The 26735-nt window shown below is 60.0% G+C and carries 25 protein-coding genes; 9 read left to right on the forward strand and 16 right to left on the reverse strand.

The features are described from left to right. The first annotated feature begins 10 nt into the window (after positions 1–10). The gene (locus GOV53_RS09110; RefSeq protein WP_170426733.1) at positions 11–706 is read left to right on the forward strand and encodes a CDP-alcohol phosphatidyltransferase family protein; all 696 of its coding nucleotides are present in this window, start codon (positions 11–13) and stop codon (positions 704–706) included. Between the two features lie 3 nt (positions 707–709). Here the strand turns inward: GOV53_RS09110 and GOV53_RS09115 are convergent, their stop codons facing one another. From GOV53_RS09115 to GOV53_RS09150, 8 genes are all read right to left on the reverse strand, one after another. Next, positions 710–1177: a hypothetical protein gene (locus GOV53_RS09115; protein ID WP_170465588.1), complete on the reverse strand. Its 468-nt coding sequence runs from the start codon at positions 1175–1177 to the stop codon at positions 710–712. Between the two features lie 76 nt (positions 1178–1253). After that, positions 1254–1709, reverse strand: a complete 456-nt coding sequence (locus GOV53_RS09120; RefSeq protein ID WP_170465590.1) for a methylated-DNA--[protein]-cysteine S-methyltransferase — start codon at positions 1707–1709, stop codon at positions 1254–1256. A gap of 81 nt (positions 1710–1790) precedes the next feature. Next, positions 1791–4703: an isoleucine--tRNA ligase gene (gene ileS / locus GOV53_RS09125; RefSeq protein ID WP_170465592.1), complete on the reverse strand. Its 2913-nt coding sequence runs from the start codon at positions 4701–4703 to the stop codon at positions 1791–1793. A 164-nt stretch (positions 4704–4867) separates the two neighbouring features. Then, the gene (locus GOV53_RS09130; RefSeq protein WP_170465593.1) at positions 4868–7537 is read right to left on the reverse strand and encodes a DUF2339 domain-containing protein; all 2670 of its coding nucleotides are present in this window, start codon (positions 7535–7537) and stop codon (positions 4868–4870) included. 179 nt (positions 7538–7716) lie between these two features. Beyond that, positions 7717–8427, reverse strand: coding sequence for a VIT1/CCC1 transporter family protein (locus GOV53_RS09135; RefSeq protein ID WP_170465595.1), 711 nt, complete (start codon positions 8425–8427; stop codon positions 7717–7719). Positions 8428–8481: 54 nt separating this feature from the next. Next, entirely contained in the window at positions 8482–9471 is a 990-nt protein-coding gene (locus GOV53_RS09140) for a YcjF family protein (RefSeq protein WP_170465597.1), read from the reverse strand. After that, positions 9464–9916: an N-acetyltransferase family protein gene (locus GOV53_RS09145; RefSeq protein ID WP_437436792.1), complete on the reverse strand. Its 453-nt coding sequence runs from the start codon at positions 9914–9916 to the stop codon at positions 9464–9466. The genes GOV53_RS09140 and GOV53_RS09145 overlap by 8 nt, the downstream gene beginning before the upstream one ends. Then, on the reverse strand, positions 9916–11331 hold the full coding sequence (locus GOV53_RS09150) for a YcjX family protein (RefSeq protein ID WP_170465601.1): 1416 nt from the start codon (positions 11329–11331) through the stop codon (positions 9916–9918). The genes GOV53_RS09145 and GOV53_RS09150 overlap by 1 nt, the downstream gene beginning before the upstream one ends. Positions 11332–11438: 107 nt before the next feature. Here GOV53_RS09150 and truA point away from each other — a divergent pair, with 107 nt between their 5' ends. Then, entirely contained in the window at positions 11439–12206 is a 768-nt protein-coding gene (gene truA, locus GOV53_RS09155; RefSeq protein WP_170465603.1) for a tRNA pseudouridine(38-40) synthase TruA, read from the forward strand. Here the strand turns inward: truA and GOV53_RS09160 are convergent. The 4 genes from GOV53_RS09160 to GOV53_RS09175 form a co-directional block, all read right to left on the reverse strand. Next, positions 12203–13150 (reverse strand): nickel/cobalt transporter, encoded by a 948-nt coding sequence (locus tag GOV53_RS09160; protein WP_170465605.1) that lies wholly within the window; start codon positions 13148–13150, stop codon positions 12203–12205. The genes truA and GOV53_RS09160 overlap by 4 nt on opposite strands. Continuing rightward, positions 13135–13782 (reverse strand): DUF1007 family protein, encoded by a 648-nt coding sequence (locus GOV53_RS09165; RefSeq protein WP_170465607.1) that lies wholly within the window; start codon positions 13780–13782, stop codon positions 13135–13137. Before GOV53_RS09165 ends, GOV53_RS09160 begins: the two co-directional genes overlap by 16 nt. A gap of 74 nt (positions 13783–13856) precedes the next feature. Then, positions 13857–14660, reverse strand: coding sequence for a thioesterase family protein (locus tag GOV53_RS09170; protein ID WP_367648766.1), 804 nt, complete (start codon positions 14658–14660; stop codon positions 13857–13859). An 11-nt stretch (positions 14661–14671) separates the two neighbouring features. Then, positions 14672–15907, reverse strand: coding sequence for an acyl-CoA dehydrogenase family protein (locus GOV53_RS09175; RefSeq protein ID WP_170465609.1), 1236 nt, complete (start codon positions 15905–15907; stop codon positions 14672–14674). A gap of 128 nt (positions 15908–16035) precedes the next feature. Here GOV53_RS09175 and GOV53_RS09180 point away from each other — a divergent pair, with 128 nt between their 5' ends. Next, complete coding sequence (locus GOV53_RS09180; RefSeq protein WP_170465612.1) at positions 16036–16971, forward strand: 2-hydroxyacid dehydrogenase; 936 nt, start codon at positions 16036–16038, stop codon at positions 16969–16971. Between the two features lie 7 nt (positions 16972–16978). On the opposite strand, the gene GOV53_RS09185 is transcribed toward GOV53_RS09180, so the two are convergent. After that, entirely contained in the window at positions 16979–17335 is a 357-nt protein-coding gene (locus GOV53_RS09185; protein WP_170426747.1) for a hypothetical protein, read from the reverse strand. A 175-nt stretch (positions 17336–17510) separates the two neighbouring features. On the opposite strand from GOV53_RS09185, the gene GOV53_RS09190 reads away from it, so the two are divergent. The 3 genes from GOV53_RS09190 (at position 17511) to GOV53_RS09200 (ending at position 19798) form a co-directional block, all read left to right on the forward strand. Further along, the gene (locus tag GOV53_RS09190; RefSeq protein ID WP_170465615.1) at positions 17511–18344 is read left to right on the forward strand and encodes a bifunctional allantoicase/(S)-ureidoglycine aminohydrolase; all 834 of its coding nucleotides are present in this window, start codon (positions 17511–17513) and stop codon (positions 18342–18344) included. A gap of 89 nt (positions 18345–18433) precedes the next feature. Continuing rightward, the gene (locus GOV53_RS09195; RefSeq protein WP_170465617.1) at positions 18434–18757 is read left to right on the forward strand and encodes a hypothetical protein; all 324 of its coding nucleotides are present in this window, start codon (positions 18434–18436) and stop codon (positions 18755–18757) included. Positions 18758–18811: 54 nt separating this feature from the next. After that, positions 18812–19798 (forward strand): type I glyceraldehyde-3-phosphate dehydrogenase, encoded by a 987-nt coding sequence (locus GOV53_RS09200; RefSeq protein ID WP_170465620.1) that lies wholly within the window; start codon positions 18812–18814, stop codon positions 19796–19798. 93 nt (positions 19799–19891) lie between these two features. On the opposite strand, the gene GOV53_RS09205 is transcribed toward GOV53_RS09200, so the two are convergent. Together GOV53_RS09205 and puuE are read right to left on the reverse strand one after the other, a co-directional pair. Further along, entirely contained in the window at positions 19892–20380 is a 489-nt protein-coding gene (locus GOV53_RS09205; protein WP_170426751.1) for an ureidoglycolate lyase, read from the reverse strand. Further along, on the reverse strand, positions 20377–21795 hold the full coding sequence (gene puuE / locus GOV53_RS09210) for an allantoinase PuuE (protein ID WP_170465624.1): 1419 nt from the start codon (positions 21793–21795) through the stop codon (positions 20377–20379). Before puuE ends, GOV53_RS09205 begins: the two co-directional genes overlap by 4 nt. A 161-nt stretch (positions 21796–21956) precedes the next feature. Between puuE and uraH the strand changes: the two genes are divergently transcribed. Then, on the forward strand, positions 21957–22313 hold the full coding sequence (uraH, locus tag GOV53_RS09215) for a hydroxyisourate hydrolase (protein WP_170465628.1): 357 nt from the start codon (positions 21957–21959) through the stop codon (positions 22311–22313). 206 nt (positions 22314–22519) lie between these two features. On the opposite strand, the gene GOV53_RS09220 is transcribed toward uraH, so the two are convergent. Next, positions 22520–23443 (reverse strand): LysR family transcriptional regulator, encoded by a 924-nt coding sequence (locus GOV53_RS09220; RefSeq protein WP_170465630.1) that lies wholly within the window; start codon positions 23441–23443, stop codon positions 22520–22522. Between the two features lie 96 nt (positions 23444–23539). On the opposite strand from GOV53_RS09220, the gene GOV53_RS09225 reads away from it, so the two are divergent. Continuing rightward, positions 23540–24763, forward strand: coding sequence for a urate hydroxylase PuuD (locus GOV53_RS09225; RefSeq protein ID WP_170465633.1), 1224 nt, complete (start codon positions 23540–23542; stop codon positions 24761–24763). A gap of 215 nt (positions 24764–24978) precedes the next feature. Continuing rightward, a complete protein-coding gene (locus tag GOV53_RS09230; protein ID WP_254439242.1) occupies positions 24979–26727 on the forward strand; it encodes an autotransporter assembly complex protein TamA in 1749 nt (582 codons plus the stop codon). The last annotated feature ends 8 nt before the right edge of the window (positions 26728–26735 follow it).

Consider the following 26735-nt stretch of genomic DNA (forward strand, 5'->3'; position numbering starts at 1 on the left):
AGAGACATAAATGACACTTAGACTCAAAGCCCTTTCCGTACATCTGTTTACCGCCACCGGTGCCGTTTTCGCGATGTTGGCCATGCTGGCCGCCGTCGAAGAGAAATGGAGCCTGATGTATCTGTGGCTTGTGATCTCGTTCATCGTGGATGGTATCGATGGCCCACTTGCGCGCCACTATCATGTCAAAAAGAACGCCCCGGAATTCGACGGCGTATTGCTGGACCTGATCATCGACTATCTGACCTATGTGTTCATTCCGGCCTTTGCGTTGTTCAAATCAGGATTGATGGACGGCTGGACTGGGTGGTTTGCCATCATCGTGATCACCTTCGCCAGCGCCATGTACTTTGCCGATACGCGGATGAAGACCAAAGACAACTCGTTCTCGGGCTTTCCGGGCTGTTGGAACATGTTTGTCATCGTGATCTTCGCGCTCGAGCCGAATTTCTGGGTGATCCTGATGCTGGTTTCGTTGCTGTCGCTGGCGATGTTCCTGCCGCTCAAGTTCATTCATCCGGTGCGTACGGAACGCTGGCGCAACGTCTCGCTGCCCATGGCATTCGCCTGGACCTTCTTTGCCGGTTGGGCTGCCTGGGTCGATTTCCACCCCGAAAGCTGGGCGCATTGGGGGCTGGTGGTGACAAGCCTCTATCTGGCGCTGGCCGGAATTGCGCAGCAGATTGTCCCGCCGCGCAAAGGTTGACACCTACAGGATTTCCTGCACCTCGAACTCGGTCCCGTTATGGGTGAAAACGTCACCTTCCTGCAGACCCGTCATGGCAAGGTAGATCGGGCTTTGGGTTGAGATTCCCATATAGGTCTTGCCTTCAACCTCAAATCGGGTCGTGGAAACGCAAACGACAAAACGGCGGTTATTGAACTTGACCACAGCGCCCGGCTGAACCCGGTCCGTTAGGCTGAAATCCGTGTTTTCGATCACGTCGATCTTTGCGTGATGGGCGTGAACCGGTGCGTCAAACGCCGCCGCCAGATCGGCGTTCTCGCGCGAGGCGGCAATATCGTCCTTGTCATGCCCTTCGCGGTCATCCAGTTGCGAGTCCTTCAGAAATGCGTCGTAATGCGCTTGCGCAGTCGCCAGTTCCTGTTCTTCCAGCGACATCAGGCGGTCAATGATGGCCTTTTTGCGGGCGGCCGGGTCAGTATGGGCAGTCATGCAATGCGGTCCTTCAAATTCAGTAACTGATATAGGTTGGGCCTCAATCAGCGGGATTGCAACCGGTTTTCACCACTCAGATCAGCAGCCCCGCAGCGCGTTCATGGCGCAGAAGGGCCACTTTGGTCTCGACCCCGCCCTCGCCGGAAAAGCCGCCTAGCCCTGTCGCAGACAGTACCCGGTGGCAGGGAATAATCACGGGAATGGGGTTCGCACCACAGGCCTGCCCCACCGGTTGTGGGGGCTGGCCCAGTTCTTTGGCGATGTCCCCATAGGTTCGCGTTTCACCCAACGGAATCGCGAACATCAGGTCGCAGACCCGCCTCTGAAACTCTGATCCGCCAACGCGATACGGCAGGTCGAACGCATCCAGTCGCCCCTGATCATAGGCGGTCAACTGGGCGGCAGCCTCTTGCAACAGCGGCGTGGTTGGGTCTTCGTTACGGCCATTCCAGACAAGGCGCGTGATGGCCCCGTCGGTTTCTTCAACCCCAAGGCGGCCAAACTGAGTTTCAACGGCAATCATCGACATGTAAGCAGCGTTTCAGATCGACGACCGGCACGCAAGCTTGGAACGAAAAACCCCCGACCAATCTGGCCGGGGGCTGTTTGTTTATCCCAACGCGTCGTTACAGCGACCGCAAACGCCCGGATGGGCGTGCAGCCCGACGTCGGGCAAGATTTTCCAGCAGCGCTGGCATTTCTCACCGTCGGCCTTTTCAAAGACCACCGCGACGCCTTCGATCTCGGGCACGCGGAACGCCTCGGCCGGGGCCGGATCGCCGGTGACGGTCAGGCCGGACGTGATGCACATATCATCCACGTCGAAGGTCGCCAGCAGGTCGCGCGTCTCGGCATCGTCGACATGCACGATCGGTGCGGCCTCAAGGCTCGAGCCGATGACCTTATCCTGACGCTGCACCTCAAGCGCGGCGGTGACGGCGCGGCGGACACGGCGGACCTTGGCCATGTTGGCCTCAAGCTCGGCGTCGCGCCAGTCGGCGGGCGTGTCGGGGAAGTCCACCAGATGGACCGAGCTGTCATCGCCCGGGAACCGCTCCAGCCAGACCTCTTCCATGGTGAACACCAGAACCGGGGCCAGCCATGTGGTCAGGCGGTGGAATAGGATGTCCAACACGGTGCGGGCCGAGCGGCGGCGCAGGTTGTCTCCGTCGCAATACAGCGCATCCTTACGGACGTCGAAATAGAACGACGACAGATCGACCGTGGCAAAGTTGAACACGGCGCTGAACACGCCCTGGAAGTCGAACGCGGCATAGCCCTTGCGGACTTGGCTATCCAGATCGGCCAAACGACTGAGCACCCAGCGTTCCAGTCGCGGCATATCTTGCGGATCAACCCGGTCAGCCTCGGTGAAGTCGGCCAGCGAGCCCAGCATGAACCGCATGGTGTTGCGCAGACGGCGATAGCTGTCGGCGGTGCCCTTCAGGATTTCCGGCCCAATCCGCTGATCGGCGGTATAGTCGGTCTGGGCCACCCAAAGACGCAGAATATCGGCGCCATATTGCTTGACGACCTCTTCCGGCACGATGGTGTTGCCCAGCGACTTGGACATCTTGTTGCCTTTGGCATCCAGCGTGAAGCCATGGGTCACCACGTTACGATACGGCGCGCGGCCCTTGGTGCCGCAGGCTTGCAGCATCGACGAGTGGAACCACCCACGGTGCTGGTCGGTGCCTTCCATGTAGACGTCGGCGATGCCGTCCTCGGTGCCATCCTCGCGGTCGCGCAGAACGAACGCGTGGGTCGAACCCGAGTCGAACCAAACGTCGAGCACGTCGAACACCTGATCGTAGTCGTCCGGGTTGGCGATGCCGTCCAGCACCTGAGCCTTGAAGCCATCGGTGTACCAGATATCCGCACCGTCCTTCTCGAACGCGGCCTTGATGCGGGCGTTCAGGTCTGCGTTGCGCAGCAGGTAATCCGTGTCGGTGGGCAGAGCGCCCTTTTTGGTAAAGCAGGTCAGCGGCACACCCCATGCGCGCTGGCGCGACAGAACCCAGTCCGGGCGCGCTTCGATCATGGAATACAGACGGTTACGACCGGTCTGTGGCGTCCATTTTACCAGTTCATCGATAGACCGCAGCGCACGTTCGCGGATGGTATCGCCCATCTCGCCCATACCATCGTTCAGCTTGCGGTCAACGGACGCAAACCACTGCGGCGTGTTGCGATAGATGATCGGAGCCTTCGAGCGCCACGAATGGGGATAGCTGTGCTTGATCTTGCCGCGCGCCAACAGCCCGCCGACCTCGACCAGCTTGTCGATCACGGCCTTGTTCGCGTCACCCTCGCCACCTTTGCGGGACAGGATGTATTTGCCACCAAAGAACGGCAGATCGGCACGGAACGAGCCGTCGTCCATCACGTTATAGGTGATGACCTGCTCGAGCATGCCCAGATCGCGGTACAGCTCGAATTCTTCCATACCGTGCGACGGCGCGCAGTGGACGAAACCGGTCCCTTCGGTATCAGTTACGAACTCAGCGGCGCGGAAGTCGCGGATGTCGTCCCATTCGCCATTGCCGCCCTCGGCTCCGGCCAGCGGGTGGGTCAGTTGCACGCCCTCGAGCTCATCGGTGGTCACGTCACGGACGCGGGTCCACTGATCGTCGCTCAGACGCGCACGGCCCAGAACGTCGGCGGCCAGATTGTCGGCCAGCAGGAATTTGTCTCCTACATTGGCCCAGCATTCCTCAGGCGCGCCGGTGACTTCGTATAGGCCGTAGGAGATATCCTTGCCATACACGACCGCCTTGTTCGACGGCATGGTCCACGGGGTCGTCGTCCAGATCACAACAAACGCGTCATCCAAATCACCGGCATTCACGACCTTGAACTTCACCCAGATGGTGAAGCTTTCCTTATCGTGATACTCGACCTCGGCCTCGGCCAGAGCGGTTTTCTCGATGGGCGACCACATCACGGGCTTGGAGCCCTGATAGAGTGTGCCGTTCATCAGGAACTTCATGAACTCGTCGGCGATCACGGCCTCGGCGTGATAGTCCATGGTGATGTAGGGATCGGGCCAGTTGCCGGTGATGCCCAGACGCTTGAACTCTTCGCGCTGGATGTCGATCCAGCCTTCAGCGAACTTTCGGCATTCCTGACGGAAGTCAACGATGTTCACCTCGTCTTTGTTCTTGCCCTTCTTGCGGTACTGCTCCTCGATCTTCCATTCGATGGGCAGGCCGTGACAGTCCCAACCCGGCACGTAACGCGCGTCATGGCCCATCATCTGATGAGACCGCACGATCATGTCCTTGATGGTCTTGTTCAGCGCGTGGCCGATATGCAGGTGGCCGTTCGCATAGGGGGGACCATCGTGCAGAGTAAAGGGCGTGCGGCCCTCTTTCTCACGCAAGCGGTCGTAGACGCCGATCTTTTCCCAGCGTTCCAGCCAAGCAGGCTCGCGCTTGGGCAGGCCAGCGCGCATGGGAAAGTCAGTTTTGGGCAGGTTCAGCGTGTCTTTGTAATCAGGTGTCTGGATCGTGTCGGCGCACATTGGGGGCGTCCTTTGGATGATCTGGTCGTACTAGGATCGAAGCGGTCGGTGCGAAGTCTCAAACACCTTTGCCCGGCGTCTCAGAGGGTCAGAGCGCCGGGGATATAATTCGAATAATGATGGCCGTCCGGTCATACATGGCCGCGCTTATAGGACGCCCGCGCCTAATGGTCCAGAGGTTCCGCCTGCTGCGGCGAATGGCGCAGCTTGGCCCAGCGGTTCAGCCAGGCCAGACCAGCCAGCGCGAGGCCAAGTGCAAGCAGCGAGAACACCCGGATCAGACCGCCAAGACCTGAGATATCGACCAGGAACACCTTGGCTACGGCCAGCCCAATGACCACCAGACCCGCTTTGCGCATCAGGTCGGACCGTTGGGCAAGCGATTGGTAAAACAGCGCAGCGCCGACCACCAGCAACGCCATCGTGTAGGTGTAGAGCTCGGGCTGAGAGACCCCATTGCCCTCATACATACCGCCCGCTCCCTGCCAGACATGGCGAATGGTCAGCCCCAACCACACCGCACCCACCGCGGCCGCCAAACCGAAACACGCCTGACGCAAACGTGGATGCAGTGCGGGCAACCAAGCTGCCGATACGGCCAAAAGGACCGCAGGGACAAGGTAGGCTATCGCAAGGGTGTTGAGGACTGGCACTCCTAACACCGGGTCCGTTTGGGCATTCAGTAGGGGGTTCGCCTCGGTCAGTGCTTGACCTAGACGCACCAACCCATGCGCGGCAAAGAACAATGCCAGCCCATAGCGCGCATAGGTCAGCTTTCCGCCCAGCTCGAACCGCCGCACCTGCGCACAGGCCAACAGCAACCAGATCACGGAAAACAGGCCAAGGCCCCAGTGACTGTCGTGCGCCCCGCCCTCGCCAAACCCTTCGAGCCAGCGCAGCAACAGCAGGGACAGCAGGATACCTGAGGTCGCCCAGGCCGCGCTTTCCAGCAACAATGCAACGACCGGACGATCCAGCGGGCGAAGGATGATCCAGGCGGCCAGAAACCCTGCGACAGCGGCAGCATAAACCAGCGTCATTTCCCCGATAGGCGCTTCTGTTGACCAATCCAGACCGGGGTTCAGTACAAGGCGAATAGTCACCGTGAACACTCCGACCCAGATGAACCATCCCATGGGAGGAAGATTGAACCGCCGGTCCAAAACGGCGGCAGCGACGACCAAAACAATAAACGCAACGGTCAACGCGGCCGAGCTGAGGACGATCACGCAGGCAAAAGCCAGGCTGGACAGGGCGGACAAGGTCACCAAGGCCGCCCGCAAGCGATTTTCACCGTCGACCTGGGCAAACCGCCCGGCCAGAACGACCATCAGCACCGCCAAGGCAATCGCATGCAGTGCCCAAGGATAAGCTCCGATAACCTCGGCTGGGTGCCACCCCAGATCCAGCGCAATGGCCAGTCCCGGTGCAAAAATCGCGGCCCCCGCAGCCCATGCAGCCGCATGACTGGTTGCTCGAATCGACCGCCAGGCCGCAAGCGCCGAGATCACGGCCCCCAAACCCACCAACAGGGTCACGGACCAGGGATAATCTGCTTCGGCGGTTTCAGCATAGGTCGCCGCGAACTGGCGCGCGACGGCACCGTTATCCAACCCGTGGACCAAAACGAACCAGATCAGACCGGCGGCAGGTAACAAAGTGGCGTCCTGCAACGCACGCGCCTGATGGGCCCAAACGATCAACGCCAGTGTCAGGCCGGACAACAGGACAATCCCCAACCAGAACTCGGCCGCTGAATCCGCCCAGTGCACCGACAGGATGACCGAGCTGACCGCCACCGCGCCAAAGGCAAGGCGGGTCGGAAACTCGGGCCATTGAAGCCCCTTTTTGAAAGCGATGACCTCGGTCATCATCCGTCCGCCATGATCCGGCCAAAGCCTGCGTACCGGGATCGCAATCGCGATCAACGCCAGCGCAGTCACAATGACAAGGTAGGCTGGCTCAGTTCGAGGTGCGGACAGCACCAGTAACAGGCAGGCGGTGTACGCCCCGACAAGGGTCAGAACGGATATCCAGGCCCAACGGCGCACGGTATCGATCCCCAGCCCAAGCACTGCGATCACAAAGAAATATCCATAAACCCAGTCAGGATCTTTCGAGGCCCCGCCCACCACAAAGGGCGCCGCAAAAGCGCCGATCAAACCGACTGCGGCCAGCAAAGGCCCGTGAAACCAGCCCAGAACAAGGCCCACAAGCGCCACGGCGATCATCGCACCAAGCGCCGTTTCCGGGCCAATCAGATCATAAAGCTGCCGTGCGGCCAAAAGCCCGCCGAAGAGGGCCACCAGCCCGGCCCCTGAAAAGACCGATGGCAGATAGGCCGTGGCCGAAGATTCATCATCCCCGTACCTGCGCCGGATCACTTCTCCTGCACCAATCAGCGCCGCTCCAAAGACCAAAGCTGCAATGACGCGCATTGCGGGCGAAAGCACGCCGCTTTCGACCCCGTATTGCACAAGGAAAATACCGGCCAACGCCAGAGATAGAGCCGAGACCGCGTAGAACCAGTTTTCACGCAACCAGCCACCGAACGCGGCAAATCGGTCCGGTTTCGGAACAACCGGAGAGGGTTCGACCTCTACTGGTGGATCCTCGGGCGCTTTGACGGACGGCCAAGGAGAAGGTTTTTCTACGGGCGGTGTCGGAGCCTCGGGCGTGACCTCTTCCACCGGGACGTCACCGCCCAATTCCAGAACCCGCTGTTCCAGTTGCTCGACCCTGCGGCGCAGGCGCAGGTGAAGCACAAATAGAACGACAACGCCCACCGGGATGGCGAGGACAATCAATCCAACAAGTACAAACAGGGATTCCAAGTGAAGACTCCGCGACGGTGTTCGGTCAGGCTACCCGGGTGCTGATCCACGTAACAGTCCGAAAAGTCATGAACTTGCGCGAGTCTAAGTTCAAGCTGGGTTTGGTAAATTGCAGCGAAGAGTACCCGGAGCGGCGCTTCAAGGGTCCACGCTTCGTTTCAAGGGAACAAATTCGGTCCCTATGGATGAAACAACGAGCCCACCAAATAGGCCATCAACGCCGCGGCCCCGCCGATCGCAAAGGTTTCAAGCCCGGATCGCCACCAGGGCGACAGCGACCATCGGCTTTTCAGGGCTCCAATTGCAAAAAAGACCGCCATGGTCATTGCTGCCGAAGTTTCGAAAGCCCGGTCCATCGACAGCAGGAACGGCAGCAACGGAACCATGCCAGCTACAAGGAAGGCCAAAAACGTCGCCATCGCCGCCTTGAGCGGGTGTGGATCGACGCTGCCCAGACCGTATTCGCCTTCGATCATCAAATTGATCCAGTTGTCGCGATTGGCGGTAATGGCATCTGTGGCGTCTTCCAGCACCTGCCCGGACAGACCCTTTTGTGACAGAATCTCGCGCACCTCGGCCCGTTCGCCCTTGGGATACAATCGGATATGGCGTTCCTCGACCGCGCGGATGCGCCGGATATTGTCCAGCTCTGCCTTGGTGCCAGAGTAGTTTCCAGCCGCCATGGAAAACCCGTCCGCCAGCACGTTGGCAAGCCCCAGTGCCACGATGATGAAAGGGGACAGACCCGCCCCCGCAACACCGGCCACGATCGCAAAGGTGGTGACCGACCCGTCGATCCCCCCATACACAACATCCCGCAGCACCCCCCGCCCCGGAGGAGCGTTGATGCGGGCGGCAATCTCTTGCTGGCTGTGTCCGTGATCGGTCATGGCTGGCTCTGGCACCACTATGCGCGCCGCCAGACCGCATGACTTTGCGTCAGGTCAAGTTTTCGAAAACAACCCGGCCAAGGCGCGTTTGATGATGCTCCGGGTCGACGGTTTGTGCCGGTCCGAGAAAGGCAGCGGACGGCAGACCTCCATCGCAGCGACGCCGACGCGGGCGCTGAGCGCACCGTTCACAAGCCCTTCGCCAAAACGGCGGGACAGTTTGCTCAGGACGGATCCGCCCAGCACGGGCTCCAGCAGATCGTCCCCGACGGCCACGGCCCCGGTTGCCACCAGATGCACGAAGACAGCCCGTGTCAGCCGCCAGCTACCCAGAAACCCGGCGCGCCCGCCATAGATTTCGGCGATGCGCCGGATCATACGCAACGACGCCGCAAGCGCCGTGGCCACATCCGCCAGCGCCAGAGGGACAAGGGCCGTCACGGTTGCAACCTGTCGGGCGGCGGCCTCGACCTCGCGGCTGGCGGCGGCGTCCAGCGGGGCCAGCAACTCATCCTCTGCCAATGTCAGCAATCCTGAGGCATCAAACTGTTCGCCCATCCGCTCGGACAGTCGATCGCGGCCCCATTCGGTATCCTCGCGCCCTTTGTAGAACGCCAGCAAACGGGTCGTGACCGCGCGGGCCTGAGCTAGATCTTCTTCGGCCAAGGCCGTATCCGCTGCGTGACGCATCCCGTCTACGCGGGACAAGCGCCCGATGGCGGCCAGCTCTCGCACGGCAATGATGAATGCAACCAATACCAGAGCCGCGAACAGCCCTGTTACGATCCATCCCAGGATTGGGGCGCGTAACAGCAGAGAATTGACAAAGTCCCACGCTGCCACGGACACCACAGCCCCGACCACGGCCAGCGCCAATCCCCAGAACCAGCGCGACAGGGCCGAGGGTTTGCGGGCGGCAAGGCGTGCCGCGCTCTGCATCGCCTGCCCTTGTGGCATCGCGATATCCGGGACCGGAGGGGCCTGTGCTACGTCGGCGGCGGGCTCATCCCCGTCCAGATCTATCAGAACCGGGCCTTTAGCCATCGGCTGCTCCTTTGCTGGCCCAAACAAATTTGATGTCCGGGAGATTTTCGTCGTTGTCGGCACCATCGCTGCGCCCCGTTTCGACGAAACCGTTGCGTTCGTAAAACCGCAGTGCCCCATGGTTTGCCTGAAACGCAAACAAGGACAATTCGGACCGGCGCGCCTTGGCATGGTCCAGCAACCGCTGACCAATTCCCTGCCCCCGCGCGTTGGGCGCAAGGTAGAGTGAGTGCACTTCATCCTCGTTGAGCGACAGAAATCCCACCACCCCCAGATCCGTTTCAGCCACAGTCATCCAGTCAAGCTCGATCATCCGACCACAAAAGGCGATGGTTTCCGCCCGAGTATGAAGTTCGGGCATCCAGTCATGTTCGCGGGTGAACCCGTGCAAAATCTCGCCGGTTGCACCGGCATCCGTGCTGCGGGCGGGGCGGAGTTTGACCATCAAAACCGGTCACCGATCAGGAATTGAGCGGCCCGATCAAGCCGGATATGTGGCGGGCCATCCCCTGGGCGCAAGGTCAGATGCGCGGGTGCAAAGGCCATGAACCCATAATCCTCACCCAGCCAACTGTCGGACCCGTTGCGCGCCGGGCCCAGCAGATGGGATGGGTCTTTGGGCAGATCGCCGGGGTAGAAAGCCGCCTGTTTGCCGCTGTCCAAAAGCGTGCCGCGAACGCAGGGCAACTCAGTACCGTCGTGGTCGCGAATTTCCTCGGTCGTGGCCCGCAGAGAAGCAAGCGATAAGGCCGCCGTTTCGGCCCCGGCAAAGCTGGCGCGGTCACGCGCGTCACGCGTCAGCGCTTCCATTATATTGGTCAGGCGGGGGTGTTGTGTGTGGTGCAAATGGTCGGCCTTGGTGGCTGCAAACAGAATGCGTTCGACCCGTTTTCCCAGCAGCAACTGGCTAAGCCAAGCATTCCGTCCCGGTCGGAACGCTGCCAGGATATCCGCCATCGCGCGCCGCATGTCTTCGACCGCTTGCGGGCCGTTGTGTATCGCGCCCAGTGCGTCGACCAATACGACCTGCCGGTCTATGCGCGCAAAGTGGTCTCGAAAAAACGGTTTCACCACCTGGGATTTATAGGCCTCGTAGCGCCGCTCCATCTCGCGATGCAGGCTGCGACGCGGACTGTGCCCGTCGACCGGCAACGGCGCGAAGGTAAGAACCGGTGATCCGGCCAGATCGCCCGGCAGCAGGAACCGCCCCGGCGTACAATCATAGAACCCGGCATCGCGTGCAACATTCAAGTATGCGGCAAATTCTTTGGCCAGCGATTGCGCTTTGGGTTCGTCATGCTTTTCGGCTGGATCAATGCCCTGAGCCAAAGAAAGAAATGCATTGGCTTGGGTCCGGTTGGCAATGCGCTCCAACGTTTCCTGCGACCAAACCTTATAGGACTTATCCAGTAAAGCCAGATCCAGCAGCCATTCGCCCGGGTAATCCACGATATCCAGGTGGACGGTTCGTGGACCCTGCAATCCCGACAACAAGCCAGAAGGCCGCGCCTTGAACGACAGGCGTAGCTCAGACACCGCGCGAGTGCTGTCCGGCCAATGGGGTTCCGGACCGGTCAGTGCGGCCAGATGGTTTTCATAGTCGAAGCGGGGCACGGTGTCGTCCGGTTGCGGCTGCAGATATGCGGCACTGATCCGCCCCTCTTGCTGCGCAACAAGGCCCGGCATCCGCCCGCGGTCCAAGAGGTTCGCCACCAGCGACGTGATGAAAACCGTCTTACCCGACCGGGCCAAGCCGGTGACGCCAAGACGGATCACCGGCTCGAAAAAAGTCTCGGACACGCTGTCGCCAATGGACTCGACGCCGCGCACAAGACTGTCTGCCAGAGAAGAGATGACCAAACCGTCGCCCCGCTTTTATCGTTTGGTCCAAGATAAGTAGCGGTTGTCGGACATACCAGTGGTTTCCCACCCTTGCCCCCTCATGCAGGGCGCGCTACCAGCAGCCCATGCCCAGATACGCGCTCAAAGTCGAATACCAAGGGGAGCCGTTTGCCGGATGGCAACGGCAAAAGGATCAGCCGTCTGTTCAAGGTGCAATCGAACAGGCCTTGTCGCGGCTGCAACCCGGTGAGCATACCATCGCCGCAGCCGGACGGACGGATGCGGGCGTGCATGCGCTGGGTCAGGTGGCCCATTGTGATCTGGACAAAGACTGGGACCCCTTTCGCCTGTCCGAGGCGTTGAACTACCACCTCAAGCCGCAGCCGGTGGCCATTGTCAAAGCCGCGCGGGTGGACGACGACTGGCACGCGCGGTTTTCAGCGTTGGAGCGGCAGTACCTGTTCCGCATCCTCATGCGTCGCGCGCCTGCCACCCATGACGCCGGACAAGTCTGGCAGATCAATCATCAGCTGGACGTTGATGCAATGCAGGCGGGCGCGGATATGCTGATCGGGCGGCATGACTTTACGACCTTCCGGTCCTCGATCTGCCAGGCCGCCAGCCCGGTGAAAACTCTGGATGAGCTGCGGGTTGAACAGATTCAGGGGTTCTCAGGCCCCGAAATCCACTTTCGCGTTCGCGCGCGGTCCTTTCTGCACAATCAGGTTCGCAGTTTTGTCGGCACCCTCGAACGCGTCGGCGCGGGGGCGTGGTCACCGGAAGATGTGCGGGATGCTCTGGAGGCTACCGACCGCGCCGCTTGCGGTCCGGTCTGCCCGCCGCAAGGATTGTATCTGGCGCGTGTCGGCTATCCTGCGCCAGTTTTCGACTAAAGCGCACGCAGCAATAGGCCACCGGCCACAACTGCGATCACCAGCCCGGCGACCAGTTCGATCGTTGGGGCCAAAACCGCGGCAAAACGCGTAGCCGAAGCCGAGGCAAGCAGCCCCCCGCGCAACCCGAATGAGGTCCACCCAACCAATGTCGTAACGGTTGCAGTGCCCAGCGCCATTGCGAAGACTCCGGCAATGCCCACCATGGCGATGCCCATCTGCCAGGTCAGGATCAGAACGAACAAGGCACCTGTACAGGGGCGCGCGGCAATTCCTGCGATCAGAACGGCGGCTTCGCGCAGGCTTCCAACCTGTGCCACCTCTTCGGCGGTGGGGCCGTGGCGGTGTCCGCAATCCGCGCAGACGTCATCATCATGGTGATGGTCGTGATGATTGTGTCCGTGATCGTGGTGGTGATCATGATCGTGGTGGTGCGCCTTTTCGGTGCGGTACCGACGCGCAAAACTGCGCACAGCGCGAAAGATCAGCCATACTCCGATCGCCGCAATCGCCCCATAGCTGATCGGGGCCATGACTTGCTCGGTTGCACCAACAAGGCTGTCGCGGGACATCTGAAACACCAGCACCCCGGCATAAACCAGTACAATCGCAGTCACCGCCTGCCCCAGACTGGACAGCACGCTGATCGCCGACAAGCGCAGGAAGGCCACATTCCGACCCAGGCCGTAGCCACCGATCAGGACCTTTCCGTGCCCCGGTCCAACCGCATGGAAAAAGCCATAGGCAAAACAGACGGTAAGCAGCGTTGCCACGGCCTCGGGCTGTTCCGCGCGGGCGGCGCGCAAAGAGCGGGCAATCTGGTTCTGGAACTCGCGTTGCTCACCAGCGGCCCAGGCGGCCAGTTGGTCAAACCCGCCGCTGCCCCAAAACCACAGCAACAGACCGATAGCGATGGCGACAGGGACAATCAGGTATTTGGACATGAAACGAAAATCTCGGTCGCAAAGCTCTCCCCGACAAGCGGGATATCATTTTCTTCAAGGTCGAGATCTGCGTCTAGGGTGCGTAAAAAAGCCTGCATTTGGGCCAGCTGGCCATCAATATCTGGGTCGATCCTGCTGATCTGGCACGACGAAGGCCCGGAAACGGTCACCGGGCGTGTCACCTCGTAGGCGGTGTAGTAAGTCTCATCAAAAGCTTTCGCCGTGATGGCATTGGCAGGCACCCCACCCCCGGCGACTTCGCGCAGATGGGTGGTGACGATGCGGCCATCCTCGGTCGTGGCCTGCGCCTCCATCGGGCCGGACAGAGACACTGGCGCGCCGTCCGCATAGACCACGAGATCGCCGTTATACCCTTCGACCCATTCGGCATCGAAACCTGACAGGAACTTCTTTTCGCTTTCCGTCAGAACTCCGTCAAAATCCTGGTCCAGCTTCATTTCCTCAAGCTGGAACAGCGAATACAGCTCGTCATAGGCCCAAGTCACCCGGACGTGGGTCAGCTGGCCTGCGTCATCCACAACAAACTCCAATCCGGTGTCGATAAAGACATGCGGGTGAGCCAATGCAGGGATCGGCAGACAGCAGGACAGTATGGTTACAAGCCAGCGCATAGGTGAAAGATAGGCTTTTGCCCGGTGCCCGGCAATGCGTTTCGATGCCGCCGCGCAGGAACTGGCTAAGCGCTTCACGCGGGCGGGAACAATACCAGGGTCTGCAGGGCCGTTCCGACCGGTCCTTCGGTATCGAACAGAACCGATTGCGACATCCCTATTCCCGATGGTTGCCAATGTGACACGGACTGCGAGGCCAGCCAGTCTGAAATAGGCTCTCGGTGAATTTGCACGGTCAGATCGGTGTTCATGAACCCCATTTCAGACGTTGGCGCATTCCACGATATGCCGTTGCCGCAATCTGCAAGCGGGCACAGCGACTGGATCGGAGATTGCGCCTCGCCTTCCAGCAAGGGTGGCGTACGCATCCAAACCGTCTTTGGCCCGGCCTTCTGATTGCCCCCCTTGGGGTAGAGGATGTCCGAGTGGTTCGCAAAACCCGGCAGACCATGACGCACCTCGCCAATCGGGAAAGGCCCCGTTACCGCGTCATCCAGCAATGGGGCTGGCAGAGAGACATTTGGAACAGGCCCCAAATCGCGGCGCGCCATATGCATGGTCGTGGCCGTGGCGCACAAGGTGTCGTCCTGATCGTGGACCGTGACACGAGTCGTCGCCAGCGTCTTGGTATGGCGCGTGGTCTCAGCGGCCACCCGCAGACCGCTAAGCGGGAGCGGCCGCAGCAGGTCCACCGTCAACCGGGTCAGCATCTTCTCCGGCCCGACCTCGGTCTCTGCTGCGCGAACGATCAAGCCGCTGACTGGCCCGGCATGGCAGTGATCTGCAGACCACGGCCCCCGTGCTGGATCATTGCCTATGAAGGCTCCATCTGCCCGGATGTGGAAATAGGTCTGTTCGCTTGGATCCGGTTTCAACACGGTCGTATCCCTCAGACTTTTTCCTGAGTATGTTTCTTCAACTCGGCCCGGGCCACCTGACGGCGGTGCACCGCGTCCGGCCCATCGGCCAACCGCAACGTCCGCACATGGGTCCAAGCCGTAGCCAACGGAGTATCCTGACTGACCCCCTGCCCGCCAAACATTTGCACGGCCTCATCGATGACCTTTAACGCGACGCGCGGAGCGACGACCTTGATCTGGCTGATCCAAGGGGCCGCCGCACGGGCGTCCCCCTGATCCATGTACCAGGCGGCTTTCAGGCACAGCAGGCGGGCCATCTCGATCTCCATCCGGCACTCGGCGATGATATCGTAGTTCGCGCCCAGTTGTGCCAGTTTCTTGCCGAACGCTTCGCGCTGCAACGCGCGTTTGCACATCTGTTCCAGCGCCGACTCGGCCTGACCAATCGCGCGCATGCAGTGGTGGATACGGCCCGGCCCCAGACGGCCTTGGGCAATCTCGAACCCGCGCCCTTCGCCCAACAGGATGCTGTCGGCCGGGACCCGGACGTTGGTAAATCGGATGTGCATGTGGCCGTGTGGGGCGTCATCGTGGCCATAAACCTGCATGGGACGCAGAATTTCGATACCTGGCGCATCAGCTGGGACCACGATCATCGATTGACGCTTGTGCTTGGGCTGCTCGTCACCTGCTGTCTTGACCATGACGATATAAACCTTGCAGCGCGGATCGCCCGCACCGGACGACCACCATTTTTCGCCGTTCAGAACATAGTCTTCCCCGTCCCGCACGCAGGACATCGATACATTCGTCGCATCCGAAGACGCCACATCCGGCTCCGTCATCAGATAGGCCGACCGGATTTCGCCGTTGAGCAGCGGCTTCAGCCACTGTTCTTTCATTTTGTCCGAGCCATACCGCTCGAACACTTCCATGTTGCCGGTATCGGGGGCCGAGCAGTTGAAGACCTCGGCGCCGAGGGGCGTCTTGCCCATCTCTTCGGCGAAATAGGCATATTCAACCGTGCTCAGTCCAAAACCCTTGTCGCTGTCCGTCAGCCAGAAATTCCACAACCCTGCGGCTTTGGCCTTGGCTTTCAACCCTTCCAGAATCTCTGCCTGACGCTCGGTGTATTGCCAGCGGTCACCCTTGTCGATTTCGGCCTGATATTCCTCTTCCAGCGGCATGATCTCGTCCCGGATCATATCTGCAACGCGTTGCAGCAGAGCGCGGTTTTCTTCGCGCAGGCCGAATGACATGTTCATGAGTTTCCCTCCTCAGGCCCAAAGACCGGGCTTTACCTTTGAGCAGAGAATGACTTAGCTGCGGACGTGATGTCTAGCTGTGTGACGGGACGTCAACTCAATCAAAATGAAACTACGGGGGATGAGTTATGGCGCTGTTGATCGAAACCGGGCTGTCCGACTGGATGAGTGACGATGACATCGCCAATGAAATCCGAAAAATGCACCCCGATACGGATGTACGCACACCCGACACGATCGGTGACGCAGGCGAGATCACGATGGTCGCGGTTGTCGGGCTGCAGAATGACCACCCGAAAAGGCTGCCGAACCTGAAACTGGTGCAGAAACTGGGTGCCGGGGTCGAAACGATTGTCAGCAACCCGAACCTGCCCGATCACGTCCGCATCGCCCGCCTCAAGCCCGACGCACCGGCGCAGGGCATTGCCGAGTGGTTCGTGGCCTACATCCTGCATCGTCAGCGCAACATGGCGTTTCACGAAGCCGCCCAGCGCAAGTCCGAATGGTTGCCCAAAGCTCCGGGATTCTCACCTGACACCGTGGTTGGCGTGTTGGGTTTGGGCCATATCGGTGCCCGCAGCGCGCGGATGCTGCGCGCCATCGGGTTTCAGGTCGTCGGTTGGAGCCGTTCCCCGAAGGAAATCGAAGGCGTCACCTGCCTGCATGGGGACGACGCGCTGCCAAAAGTCTTGGGGCAATGCGACCATGTCTGCGCCATTCTGCCATCCACCCCGCAAACCATTGGTTTGTTCGACGCTGACATGCTGGCGGCCATGAAACCCGGCAGCCAATTGCTGAACGCAGGACGCGGAGATCTGATCGACGAATCTGCTCTGATCGAAGCTTTGGACCGCGGAACGCCCGGTCGCGCCGTTCTGGACGTGACCAACAAAGAGCCGCTGCCCGCGGACAGCCCGCTATGGGCACATCCCGGCGTCACGATCACGCCTCACGTCTCGGGCTGGCATCTGGGCGAGGCCTTGGCTGACGTGGCCGAGAACTTCCGTCGCTTGTCCTCAGGCGCACCGCTGCTGCACGAGGTCGATCGCACGCGCGGCTATTGAGCTTCGATCAAGGAGCCAGAACCCAGTTGCCACTGGCATCCCGACAGTTGCGGGTTCTTACCTCGCGCGGTTGCTCGGCCCCTGCGGGTTGGATGAAATGCTGAAAATGCACGCAGTTGTCGCGAACCTCACGCACGCGCACCGTACCCTTTGATCCGGTGTCTGCATTTGACCAGTTCCGCTCGGTCCCGACCTGGGGCATTCCGCCAGCAAGTATCTCGGTGGTTGTCGCGTTCACGACGCTGAAGTCCTCGGGGGTCAAGCCCATCTCGGCAATGATTCTCGAAATTGGCTTGGCTTGCGCCAGTGAACCTGCGCCGACCAGAATGGCGGCAGCAAACAGGGGTGAAATCCAGGCTTTCATGATCTTCTCGCCTTGCTGAAATAAGTTTGACCTCAAGACTATACCGCGGGCGAACTGCGGCCAAGCCCTGCCGCCCGACCTTCAAATAATACCGAACAAACCTATCGCGACTCGGCCGCTAGGAGCGCCCGATCAATCCCCTCATAGTACCCGAACAACGAACCAGAGGCATCAAATGGCACAGCCGACCTACTATGCGCCGACAGGCGGACATCCCGGACAAGACCAACTTCTGACCGACCGCGCCATGTTCACTGACGCCTATGCGGTGATCCCCAAAGGCACGATGCGCGACATCGTCACCAGCTTCCTGCCATTTTGGGAGGGCACCCGGCTCTGGGTTCTGTCCCGCCCTCTCAGCGGGTTCGCCGAGACGTTTTCACAGTACATCATGGAGGTTCAGCCCAGCGGCGGCAGCGACCGCCCGGAAACAGACCCCCAAGCACAAGGCGTTCTGTTTGTGGTCGAGGGCGAGGTGACCCTGACGTTGAACGGTCAGGTCCATGTTCTGGACACCGGCGGATACGCTTACATCCCACCGGAATCGGACTGGACTTTGCACAATCGAGCCGAAAAAACCGCGCGCTTTCATTGGGTTCGCAAAGCTTACGAAGCTGTGCCCGGGCTGCCCGCACCCGATCCGATCATCACAAATGAGCGCGACGTCACACCGAACGAAATGCCCGGCACCGAAGGCCGCTGGTCCACGACTCGCTTCGCCGATCCGCAGGATTTGCGCCATGACATGCACGTCAACATCGTCAATTTCGAACCCGGAGGCGTAATTCCCTTCGCCGAAACTCATGTGATGGAACACGGGCTTTACGTGCTGGAAGGCAAAGCGGTTTATCGCCTGAATCAGGACTGGGTCGAGGTCGAGGCCGGTGACTATATGTGGCTGCGCGCGTTTTGCCCGCAGGCTTGTTATGCGGGTGGACCGGGGCGGTTTAGGTACCTGCTTTACAAGGATGTGAACCGGCACATGCCGCTGACGTTGCCCAAACGCTAGGCTTTTAAGCGCTTTTTTTCACGCTGGGCTTCACAGAAGCCCCTGAATCTGGTGAAATAACAGCGGTTTTTAGCACTGGAGATTGTTCAATGGTACTGCGCGTAACGATGCTGGCACTTGCAGCAGGAATTGGTTTGACAGCATTTGATGCAACGCCTGTCGCCGCAAAGGAAGAAACCAAACAGGTGTTCGTCATGAGCCGCACCTGGGCGGTGACGCAGGTCTCGGACGCTCCGGTTGTGTACCGTGCGACGCGCGACAACAACAATCTGAACCCGTTTGGCCCGCCACCGCGACTGCGCACCCTTCAGGCTATCGCTGCCATTCAGCAAGCGACCGGATGCCGCCCCATTGTGGCCAGTATGTATCAGAACATTTCCGGCCAGTTCTTCTCGCAGGTCAGCTGCAACTGACCATAGGTCAGAACGGGCATTGAGCTATTGGCAGCGCGCTGCCATAGCTTGCGCATGAAACTTGCAATCAACGGATTCGGCCGCATCGGCCGCACGATCTTGCGGCAGCTGTTGGCTATGCCGCAGGGCGCAGATATCGAGTTGGTGCTGATCAACGATATCGCCCCGCTTGAGACCTGCGCCTACCTTTTCAAATACGACAGCACGTTTGGCCCCTATCCGGGCACCGTTGAACAAGGCGACGGGGTCTTGGTCGTCGATGGGCGTTCGTTTCCAATGACGCACAGCCCCAACCTGGCGCATGTCGATCTTTCAGGCGTCGATGTTCTGATGGATTGCACCGGCGTCGCGCGCACCTCGGATGTGGCCAGCCAAGGGTTGACCGCCGGGGCCGGCAAGGTGCTGATCTCTGGCCCCTCGCCCGCGACCGAAATCACCGTTGTTCTGGGTGCCAACGAAGATCAACTGGGCAATGCACGTATCGTGTCCAATGCCTCATGCACGACGAACGGACTTGCGCCTCTGGTCAAGGTGCTGGACCAGATCGGCGGCATCGCCTCAGCGCATATGACGACGATCCACTGCTATACAAACAGCCAACCGATGGTGGACGCCCCTCGCGGTGATTTGGCCCGATCCCGAGCGGGAGCGTTGTCGATGGTACCCACCACCTCCAGCGCGACGCATCTGATAGACGAAGTCATTCCCCATCTGGCCGGTCGCATCACAGGCGCGGCAGTGCGCGTCCCAACCGCCAGCGTGTCGGCCATCGATCTAGTGGCGACGCTAGAGCGTGGTATGCCAGCAGAATCGTTTCAGGCAAAACTGCGGGCTGCTGCTCTGGCATCACCCATTCTGGGCTGGACCGATCAGCCGCTGGTCTCGTCCGACCTACGCACCCGGCCTGAGTCACTTGTGATCGCAGGCCCCGAAACACGCATGGTCGGGGATCATCAAATCCGGGTTTTTGGCTGGTATGATAATGAATGGGGCTTTTCCGCCCGCATGTTGGACGTTGCCCGCCTGATGACACAGCATTGACCCGCGGTACCGCAGCGGGCGGGCTTGCCCGCGCGCTGCCCAGCCCAACGGGTCACAAGCATCTTTGATGCGCCGGGACTGGGCGGGAGAACCCTAGCCTTCGGCAACCTCAAACGGGGTTTCGAACCAGTATTCCTCGAGATTGCTGCCCACTCCAATCCGGTCGATCACGGCAAACAAGCCCGGCCCATGCAACGGCGTCAGCACCCCGTGCCAAGTGCCGCGAAAATAGTTCACACCCTGCCCGGGTTTGGTGACAAACGCTTTCGGCTGCCCCGGTCCACCACCCTCGTCAGCGGCCACGATGACCAAAAAAGGCTGATGTGTCATCGGTATGAATGCCTGACTGCCCTCAGGATGCCGTTCGACCATGTCCAGCTCATACGGCAACGCCCTTGGGTTGGCGTTAAACAAGCTTATCCCCGCCCGCCCGTCCGCGAAATCCAGCCGTGCTAGATCATGATACCGGCCGCACTGGCCCTGATTGATGATCTTGTCGGGGTCGCCCGCCACCTCCAGCACGTCCCCGAACGGGGCAAAAGCCTCAGCTGTCAAAGGCGCGGTCTTGATCCGAACACTCATGAGGGCAAAATGTCCCGCAAACGAAACTCGGCAATCCGTTCAACCTGACGGCAGGCCTCGGCAAATTCGGTGTCGCGGTCCTGCTCGATGCGCCGCTGGAACGCCTGAAGGATCGACGCTTTGTCGTGATCCCGAACGGCGATGATGAACGGAAAGCCGAACTTCTCGGTGTACCGTTGGTTCAAATCAGTGAACGCCGCGCGCTCGTCATCCGTCAAAGCATCCAGCCTCGCCGACGCCTGTTCGGACGTGCTTTCCTGCGTCAACCGCTTCGCCTGTGCCAGCTTTCCAGCCAGATCAGGGTGCGCGGTCAACACACCCAACCGCTCCTCCTGAGAAGCGGACCGGAACATGCGGGTCAGAGCGTTATGCATTCCACCCGCCGTGTCATGCGCAGGACCCAATTCCAGATCATAGGCCCTTTCGGCGATCCAGGCCGAGTGTTCAAAAATACCTCCATAGGCCGCCACAAATTCATCCCGCGCCAACTGCGAAGGTTTCGGATACTGCGCAGGTGGATGCGTTTCGGCCCAGTGCTGGGCGATCTGCAACCGCGTGGCAAACCAGACATCGGAAAAGCCGCGCGCGTAGTCCAAAAACCGCTTCAAGGCCATCACCCGGCCCGGCCGCCCGATCAGGCGGCAGTGCAAGCCGATCGACAGCATCTTGGGCGCGCCCACCTCTCCCTCGGCATACAGCGCATCAAAACTGTCTTTGAGATATGAATAAAACTGATCGCCTGAGTTGAACCCCTGCGGTGTGGCAAACCGCATATCGTTGCAGTCCAGCGTATAGGGCACGATCAACTGATCCCGACCACCTGCCTGCATCCAATACGGCAGATCATCCGCATAAGTGTCGGCGACGTAAGCAAAGCCGCCCTCTTCGGCCACCAGCCGCACGGTGTTTTCTGAACACCGACCCGTATACCAGCCGCGGGGGCGTTCACCGACGACCTCGGTATGCAGGCGGATTGCCTCGGCGACCTGCGAGCGCTCTTCGTCCTCGGGCATGTCCTTGTGTTCCACCCATTTCAGCCCATGGCTGGCAATCTCCCATCCTGCCGCTTTCATCGCGGCGACCTGGTCGGGTGAGCGTGCAAGCGCTGTGGCAACGCCATAGACGGTGATCGGCAAATCCTGCATCAACCGGTGCAAGCGCCAGAACCCCGCACGCGATCCGTATTCATAGATCGACTCCATGTTCCAGTGACGCTGGCCGGGCCACTGCGCAGCCCCAACGATTTCCGACAAAAACGCCTCGGACGCGGCATCGCCATGTAGCACGCAATTCTCGCCGCCCTCTTCGTAGTTCAACACGATCTGAACAGCCAGCTTGGCATTGCCGGGCCATTTTGCGTCCGGCGGGTTGGCACCGTAGCCGATCATGTCACGAGTATAACGAGGGGGCTGCATGGCTTCTTCCATTCTTGTGCTTCAGAACAGCTTTAGCCCAGAAGCGCGTCAATGATTATCAAATCAATCCGAACGCTGTTTCCGGTTCTTTCGGCATTTCAACTGTTTCGAACTTTGCGCCAGACTGTAACAAAGCAAAAGACAAATCAAAGGAGACCTCCGTGGCTGGTTATCTGACAACCCATGTTTTGGACACGGCGCGCGGCTGCCCGGCTGAGGGGTTAAAAATTGCACTCTACCGCGTGTCCGGGAATTCTCATCGTAAGATCACAGAAACGGAAACCAATGCAGACGGTCGTACCAACAGCCCGATCCTGCCGCAGGAGTCGTTTGAAACCGGCTCTTATGAGTTGGTTTTCTTCGCCGGGGACTACCTACGCGCAACCGGACAGGTTGATGAAGACCCGCTGTTTCTGGATCAGGTGCCCATTCGCTTCGGCATGTCCGAACCGGACGCGCATTACCACGTTCCGCTGCTGCTATCGCCATTTGGGTATTCGACCTATCGAGGCAGCTGACCCGAGCTGTCAGGCAAGGCTCCCGCCCGTCCTTCACCCCTGACGGGGCTCCTCCGGTTGGGCCAAGCGCCACCCCCTGTCGGGTGTGGCGCGGTCGCTCAGATATTTTCGTTTCGCCTGAAACCACACTAACGCAGCGCGGCTGTGCCGCGGTGCCCGGCCCAAGGTTGTGTAGCGCCCGAAGGGCGCAAACAACGACGGGAGCTTTACGAGTCAGAGGTTTCCGAGGCGCGCACGACTTTGCTGATCCGTTCAATCATGAAGTCCATGAACAGCCGCGCTTTGGGGTCCTGATGGCGGCGATGGGTATAAAGGCACGCCATTTGCACCGAAACAGGCGGCGTTTCGACCGCAACCGGCACCAAACGCCCGGAACTCAGGTGCTCGGCCACCTCAAAAACCGGCTTCATCGCGATCCCCTGCCCTGACAGCGCCCAATCCGTCAGCACGTCACCGTCGTCACATTCGAACCGGCCAGACACTGCGAACCGTTTGGGGCCGTCAGGCGTTTCCAATTGCCACTGAAACTCAGTTGCGCCTGGGAACCTCAGGTTCAGGCACTCATGCCGTTGCGAGACCAGATCGGCCCCGGTCACCGGCATCCCCCTGCGTTCGACATAGGCCGGGGCCGCGCACAATACGCGCGGGCAGTCGGCAATCTTGCGGATACGCAAGGTACTATCTTCGGGCTGGCCAATGAAGAAGGCCAGATCCAACCCCTCGGTGGTTAGGTCGACGGATCGGTCAGTCAACCGCAAGCGCACATCGATCTCGGGGTATTCCGCCAGAAAGTCAGGCACATGCGGGGCCAACAATCTTCGACCAACACCCAGCGGAGCCGCCACGAACAACGACCCACGCGGGGCTTCGGTCAGATGGACGACCTGCGCCTCGGCCTCATCCACCGCATCCAAAACCGCCACCGCACCGGGATAAAACGCGCGTCCCTGCTCGGTCGGACTGAGGTTGCGAGTTGTTCTTTGGAACAACCGAACACCCAAGTGGTCCTCGAGTTGAGAAATCCGCGCCGACGTCACTGCGGGCGAGATTCGCAGGTCACGCCCCGCCGCGGACATGCTGCCCAGATCATAGACACGGACAAAGGTTCGGATATTGTCGAGGTAGGACATCTTTTCGTTTTTTTTGACACAGTTTGACAATATCCGGGAATACCGAAGAAAGTGCCCGTTGCCTAGTGTGGCAGCAACCAACCGGAGAGCTTTCGCATGTACGACTTTGCCGTGTTCTGGGATTGGATGGCTTTTGCCGTGCGCTGGCTGCACGTCATCACCGCTATCGCCTGGATCGGATCATCCTTTTACTTCATCGCGCTGGACCTTGGCCTGAATCGCGACGTCCCAGGCCCTGCGGATGGCGAAGAATGGCAGGTGCATGGCGGTGGCTTCTACCACATCCAGAAATATCTGGTCGCGCCAGAGCGCATGCCGGACCACCTGACCTGGTTCAAATGGGAAAGCTATGCGACATGGCTCAGCGGGGCGGCCTTGCTGATGATCGTCTACTGGGTTGGCGGAGAGCTGTATCTGATTGATGCACAAAAGGCCGATCTGGCACTGTGGCAGGGTATTCTGATCTCGGCAGCCTCGCTGACTGTCGGCTGGCTGGTCTATGACTTCCTGTGCAAATCGGGGCTTGGCGAACGCCCCACGCTGCTGATGGTGCTGTTGTTTGTGCTGCTGGTGGCAATGGGTTGGGGGTATAACCAGATCTTCACCGGGCGCGCGATGATGCTGCATCTCGGGGCTTTCACGGCCACCATTATGACGGCAAACGTGTTCTTCATCATCATGCCGAACCAACGGATCGTGGTGGATGATCTGAAGAGCGGCCGAACGCCTGATCCGAAATACGGCAAGATTGCCAAGCTGCGTTCGACCCACAACAACTACCTCACGCTGCCGGTCGTGTTCCTGATGCTGTCGAACCACTACCCGCTGGCATTTGCCACCGAATACAACTGGATTATCGCTGCGCTTGTCTTCCTGATGGGCGTAACCATCCGGCACTATTTCAACACGCGCCACGCTCGGGCCGGGGATCCAACCTGGACCTGGCTTGTGACTGCGCTGTTGTTCATCGCGATCATGTGGTTGTCCACTGCCCCGATGTACAAACCATTGGAAGAGGCCGAGGCGCAGCCGCTGACGCCTTACGAACAGAAGTTCGCCGCTGCGGATGGGTTTGAACAGGCGCATGACGTTGTTCTGGGGCGCTGCTCCATGTGCCACGCGCGAGAACCCGTGTGGGAGGGCATCCTGTGGGCCCCTAAAGGTGTTCTATTAGAAACCGAAGGTGACATCGCCCGAAATGCGCAGCAAATCTATCTGCAGGCCGGCGTCAGCCACGCCATGCCGCCCGCCAATGTCACCTATATGGAACCCGAAGACCGCGAGGCCATCATCCGCTGGTTCCGCAACGCCGGATCCTGATCCCGAGACCGATCCACCACACACGCTGCAAAATTCTCCCGGCACAAGATAATCTCTTTTCCTGCGACGTCTCTGATGCTCTAACATGAATATTAGCAGCCGTCGCTATCCATAAGACGGCCAAAGAGATTTCGACTTGGGGCAGTTGGAGCTATCACATGCCGGGGAGCAGGCCACGCGCCTTTTTGACGACTTGCCTTCTCGGCGCGTTTGCTATGTCCTTGCCGACCACTTTGGCCGCGCTGGAAACGACACTGACCGCTCCGGGTGGGTCAAAAGAGCTTGTAGAGCGGCTTGAAGAAAACTCATCAGTTGCGACCGCTGAATCCCGTGGCTTGGATACGCCGCTGGAAATCCTGTCGGCCGCGCTGTCAGATTACCGCACAATGGTGCAGATCCTTTATGATGAGGGCTACTTTGGCCCTGTCGTCAGCATCAAGCTGGATGGGATAGAGGCCGCCGAGATAAGCTCGCTCAGCGTACCAGCGCAGATCAACCGCGCGGTGATAACGGTGCAGACCGGTCCCAAGTTCACCTTTGGCGAGGCAATCGTTCAGCCGGTTACACCTGAGACAGAGTTGCCCGAAGAATTTGCGGTCGGCAAAGTGGCCACAACCGGTGCCATTCAGCAGGCCGCATCGGCGGGTGTGCAGGGCTGGCGCAACGCCGGGCACGCCAAGGCGGAAGTCGGTAGCCAAAAGGTCATCGCGCGCCATGCGCAAGACAAACTGGATGCGCAGATTGATCTTGCCCCGGGGCCGCGCCTGCGGTTTGGCAAAATGATCATCCAGGGCGACACGGATGTGCGCCATAGATCGATCGAAAAAATCGCCGGTTTTCCTGCGGGCGAAGTTTATTCTCCCGAGAAAATTCAGAAGGTCGGCACCCGGCTGCGGCGGACCGGTACCTTTAACGTTGTCGCTATTGAAGAGCGTGAAACATCCAATCCCGACGGTACGCTGGATTTCGATGCCACGTTTGAAGATATGCCAAAACGTCAACTGACCTTTGGGCTTGAACTGGCATCGCGCGACGGGCTCGACCTGACCGCAACATGGACCCACCGCAACGTGTTCCGCCGCGCAGAGCGCTTGCGTTTCGAGGCCGCCATCCGCAACATTGGCGGAGCCGAGGACATTGACGGCAGGATCGGCCTGCGTCTGGATCAACCCGACCGGCTGGGCCCGGATGACAACACCTTCTGGAGCGCCCTGCTAGAGCGCCGAAATACCGAGAACTACAACGTGACGGTGGCCTCTCTGGGTTATGGCGCACGAAGAACGTTCTCTGACCGTCTGTACGCAGAGGCATCAGCTGGCTTCCAATGGTCGAGCGCAGATGACGCCTATGGCGACGACCGCCGATTCCGCTATTTCGTCCTGCCGTTCCGTTCGGAATGGGACCAACGGGACAGCAAAGTCAGCGCCACACGCGGATTTTACCTCGACTCGCAGGTCACACCTTTTGCAGGATTATCTGAAACCGAAAGCGGCATCCGGCTGTTCTTTGATGGGCGCGGATATACGCGCGTTGGATCCAGTGACAGGTTGGTTCTGGCTGGCCGCGTCCAGCTGGGGTCGGTACTAGGCCCCTCGCCCGATGGTGTGACCCCGGATTTTCTGTTTTTCTCAGGCGGTGCCGGAACGGTGCGTGGTCAGCCTTATGAAAGCCTTGGGATTCCGGTCGGCACAGGCGTGGCGGGCGGGAAATCGTTCCTTGGACTGTCCGCCGAGGTGCGAGGCAAAATCACGGAAGCCATATCGCTGGTCGGGTTTTACGATTACGGTACGGTCGACACCTCCTCGTTCATCGGCAGCGGGGCAGAATACCATTCGGGTGCCGGGCTTGGGGTCCGGTACGATCTGGGCGGATTTGGCCCGCTAAGACTTGACCTCGCCGTCCCGGTGCAGGGCGATACGGGCAACGGGTTGCAGTTCTATATCGGGATCGGACAGGCATTTTGATTGGACGT

Origin of the sequence: Ruegeria arenilitoris (assembly GCF_013035315.1) — a bacterium.
Classification (GTDB): Bacteria; Pseudomonadota; Alphaproteobacteria; order Rhodobacterales; family Rhodobacteraceae; genus Ruegeria; species Ruegeria arenilitoris_D.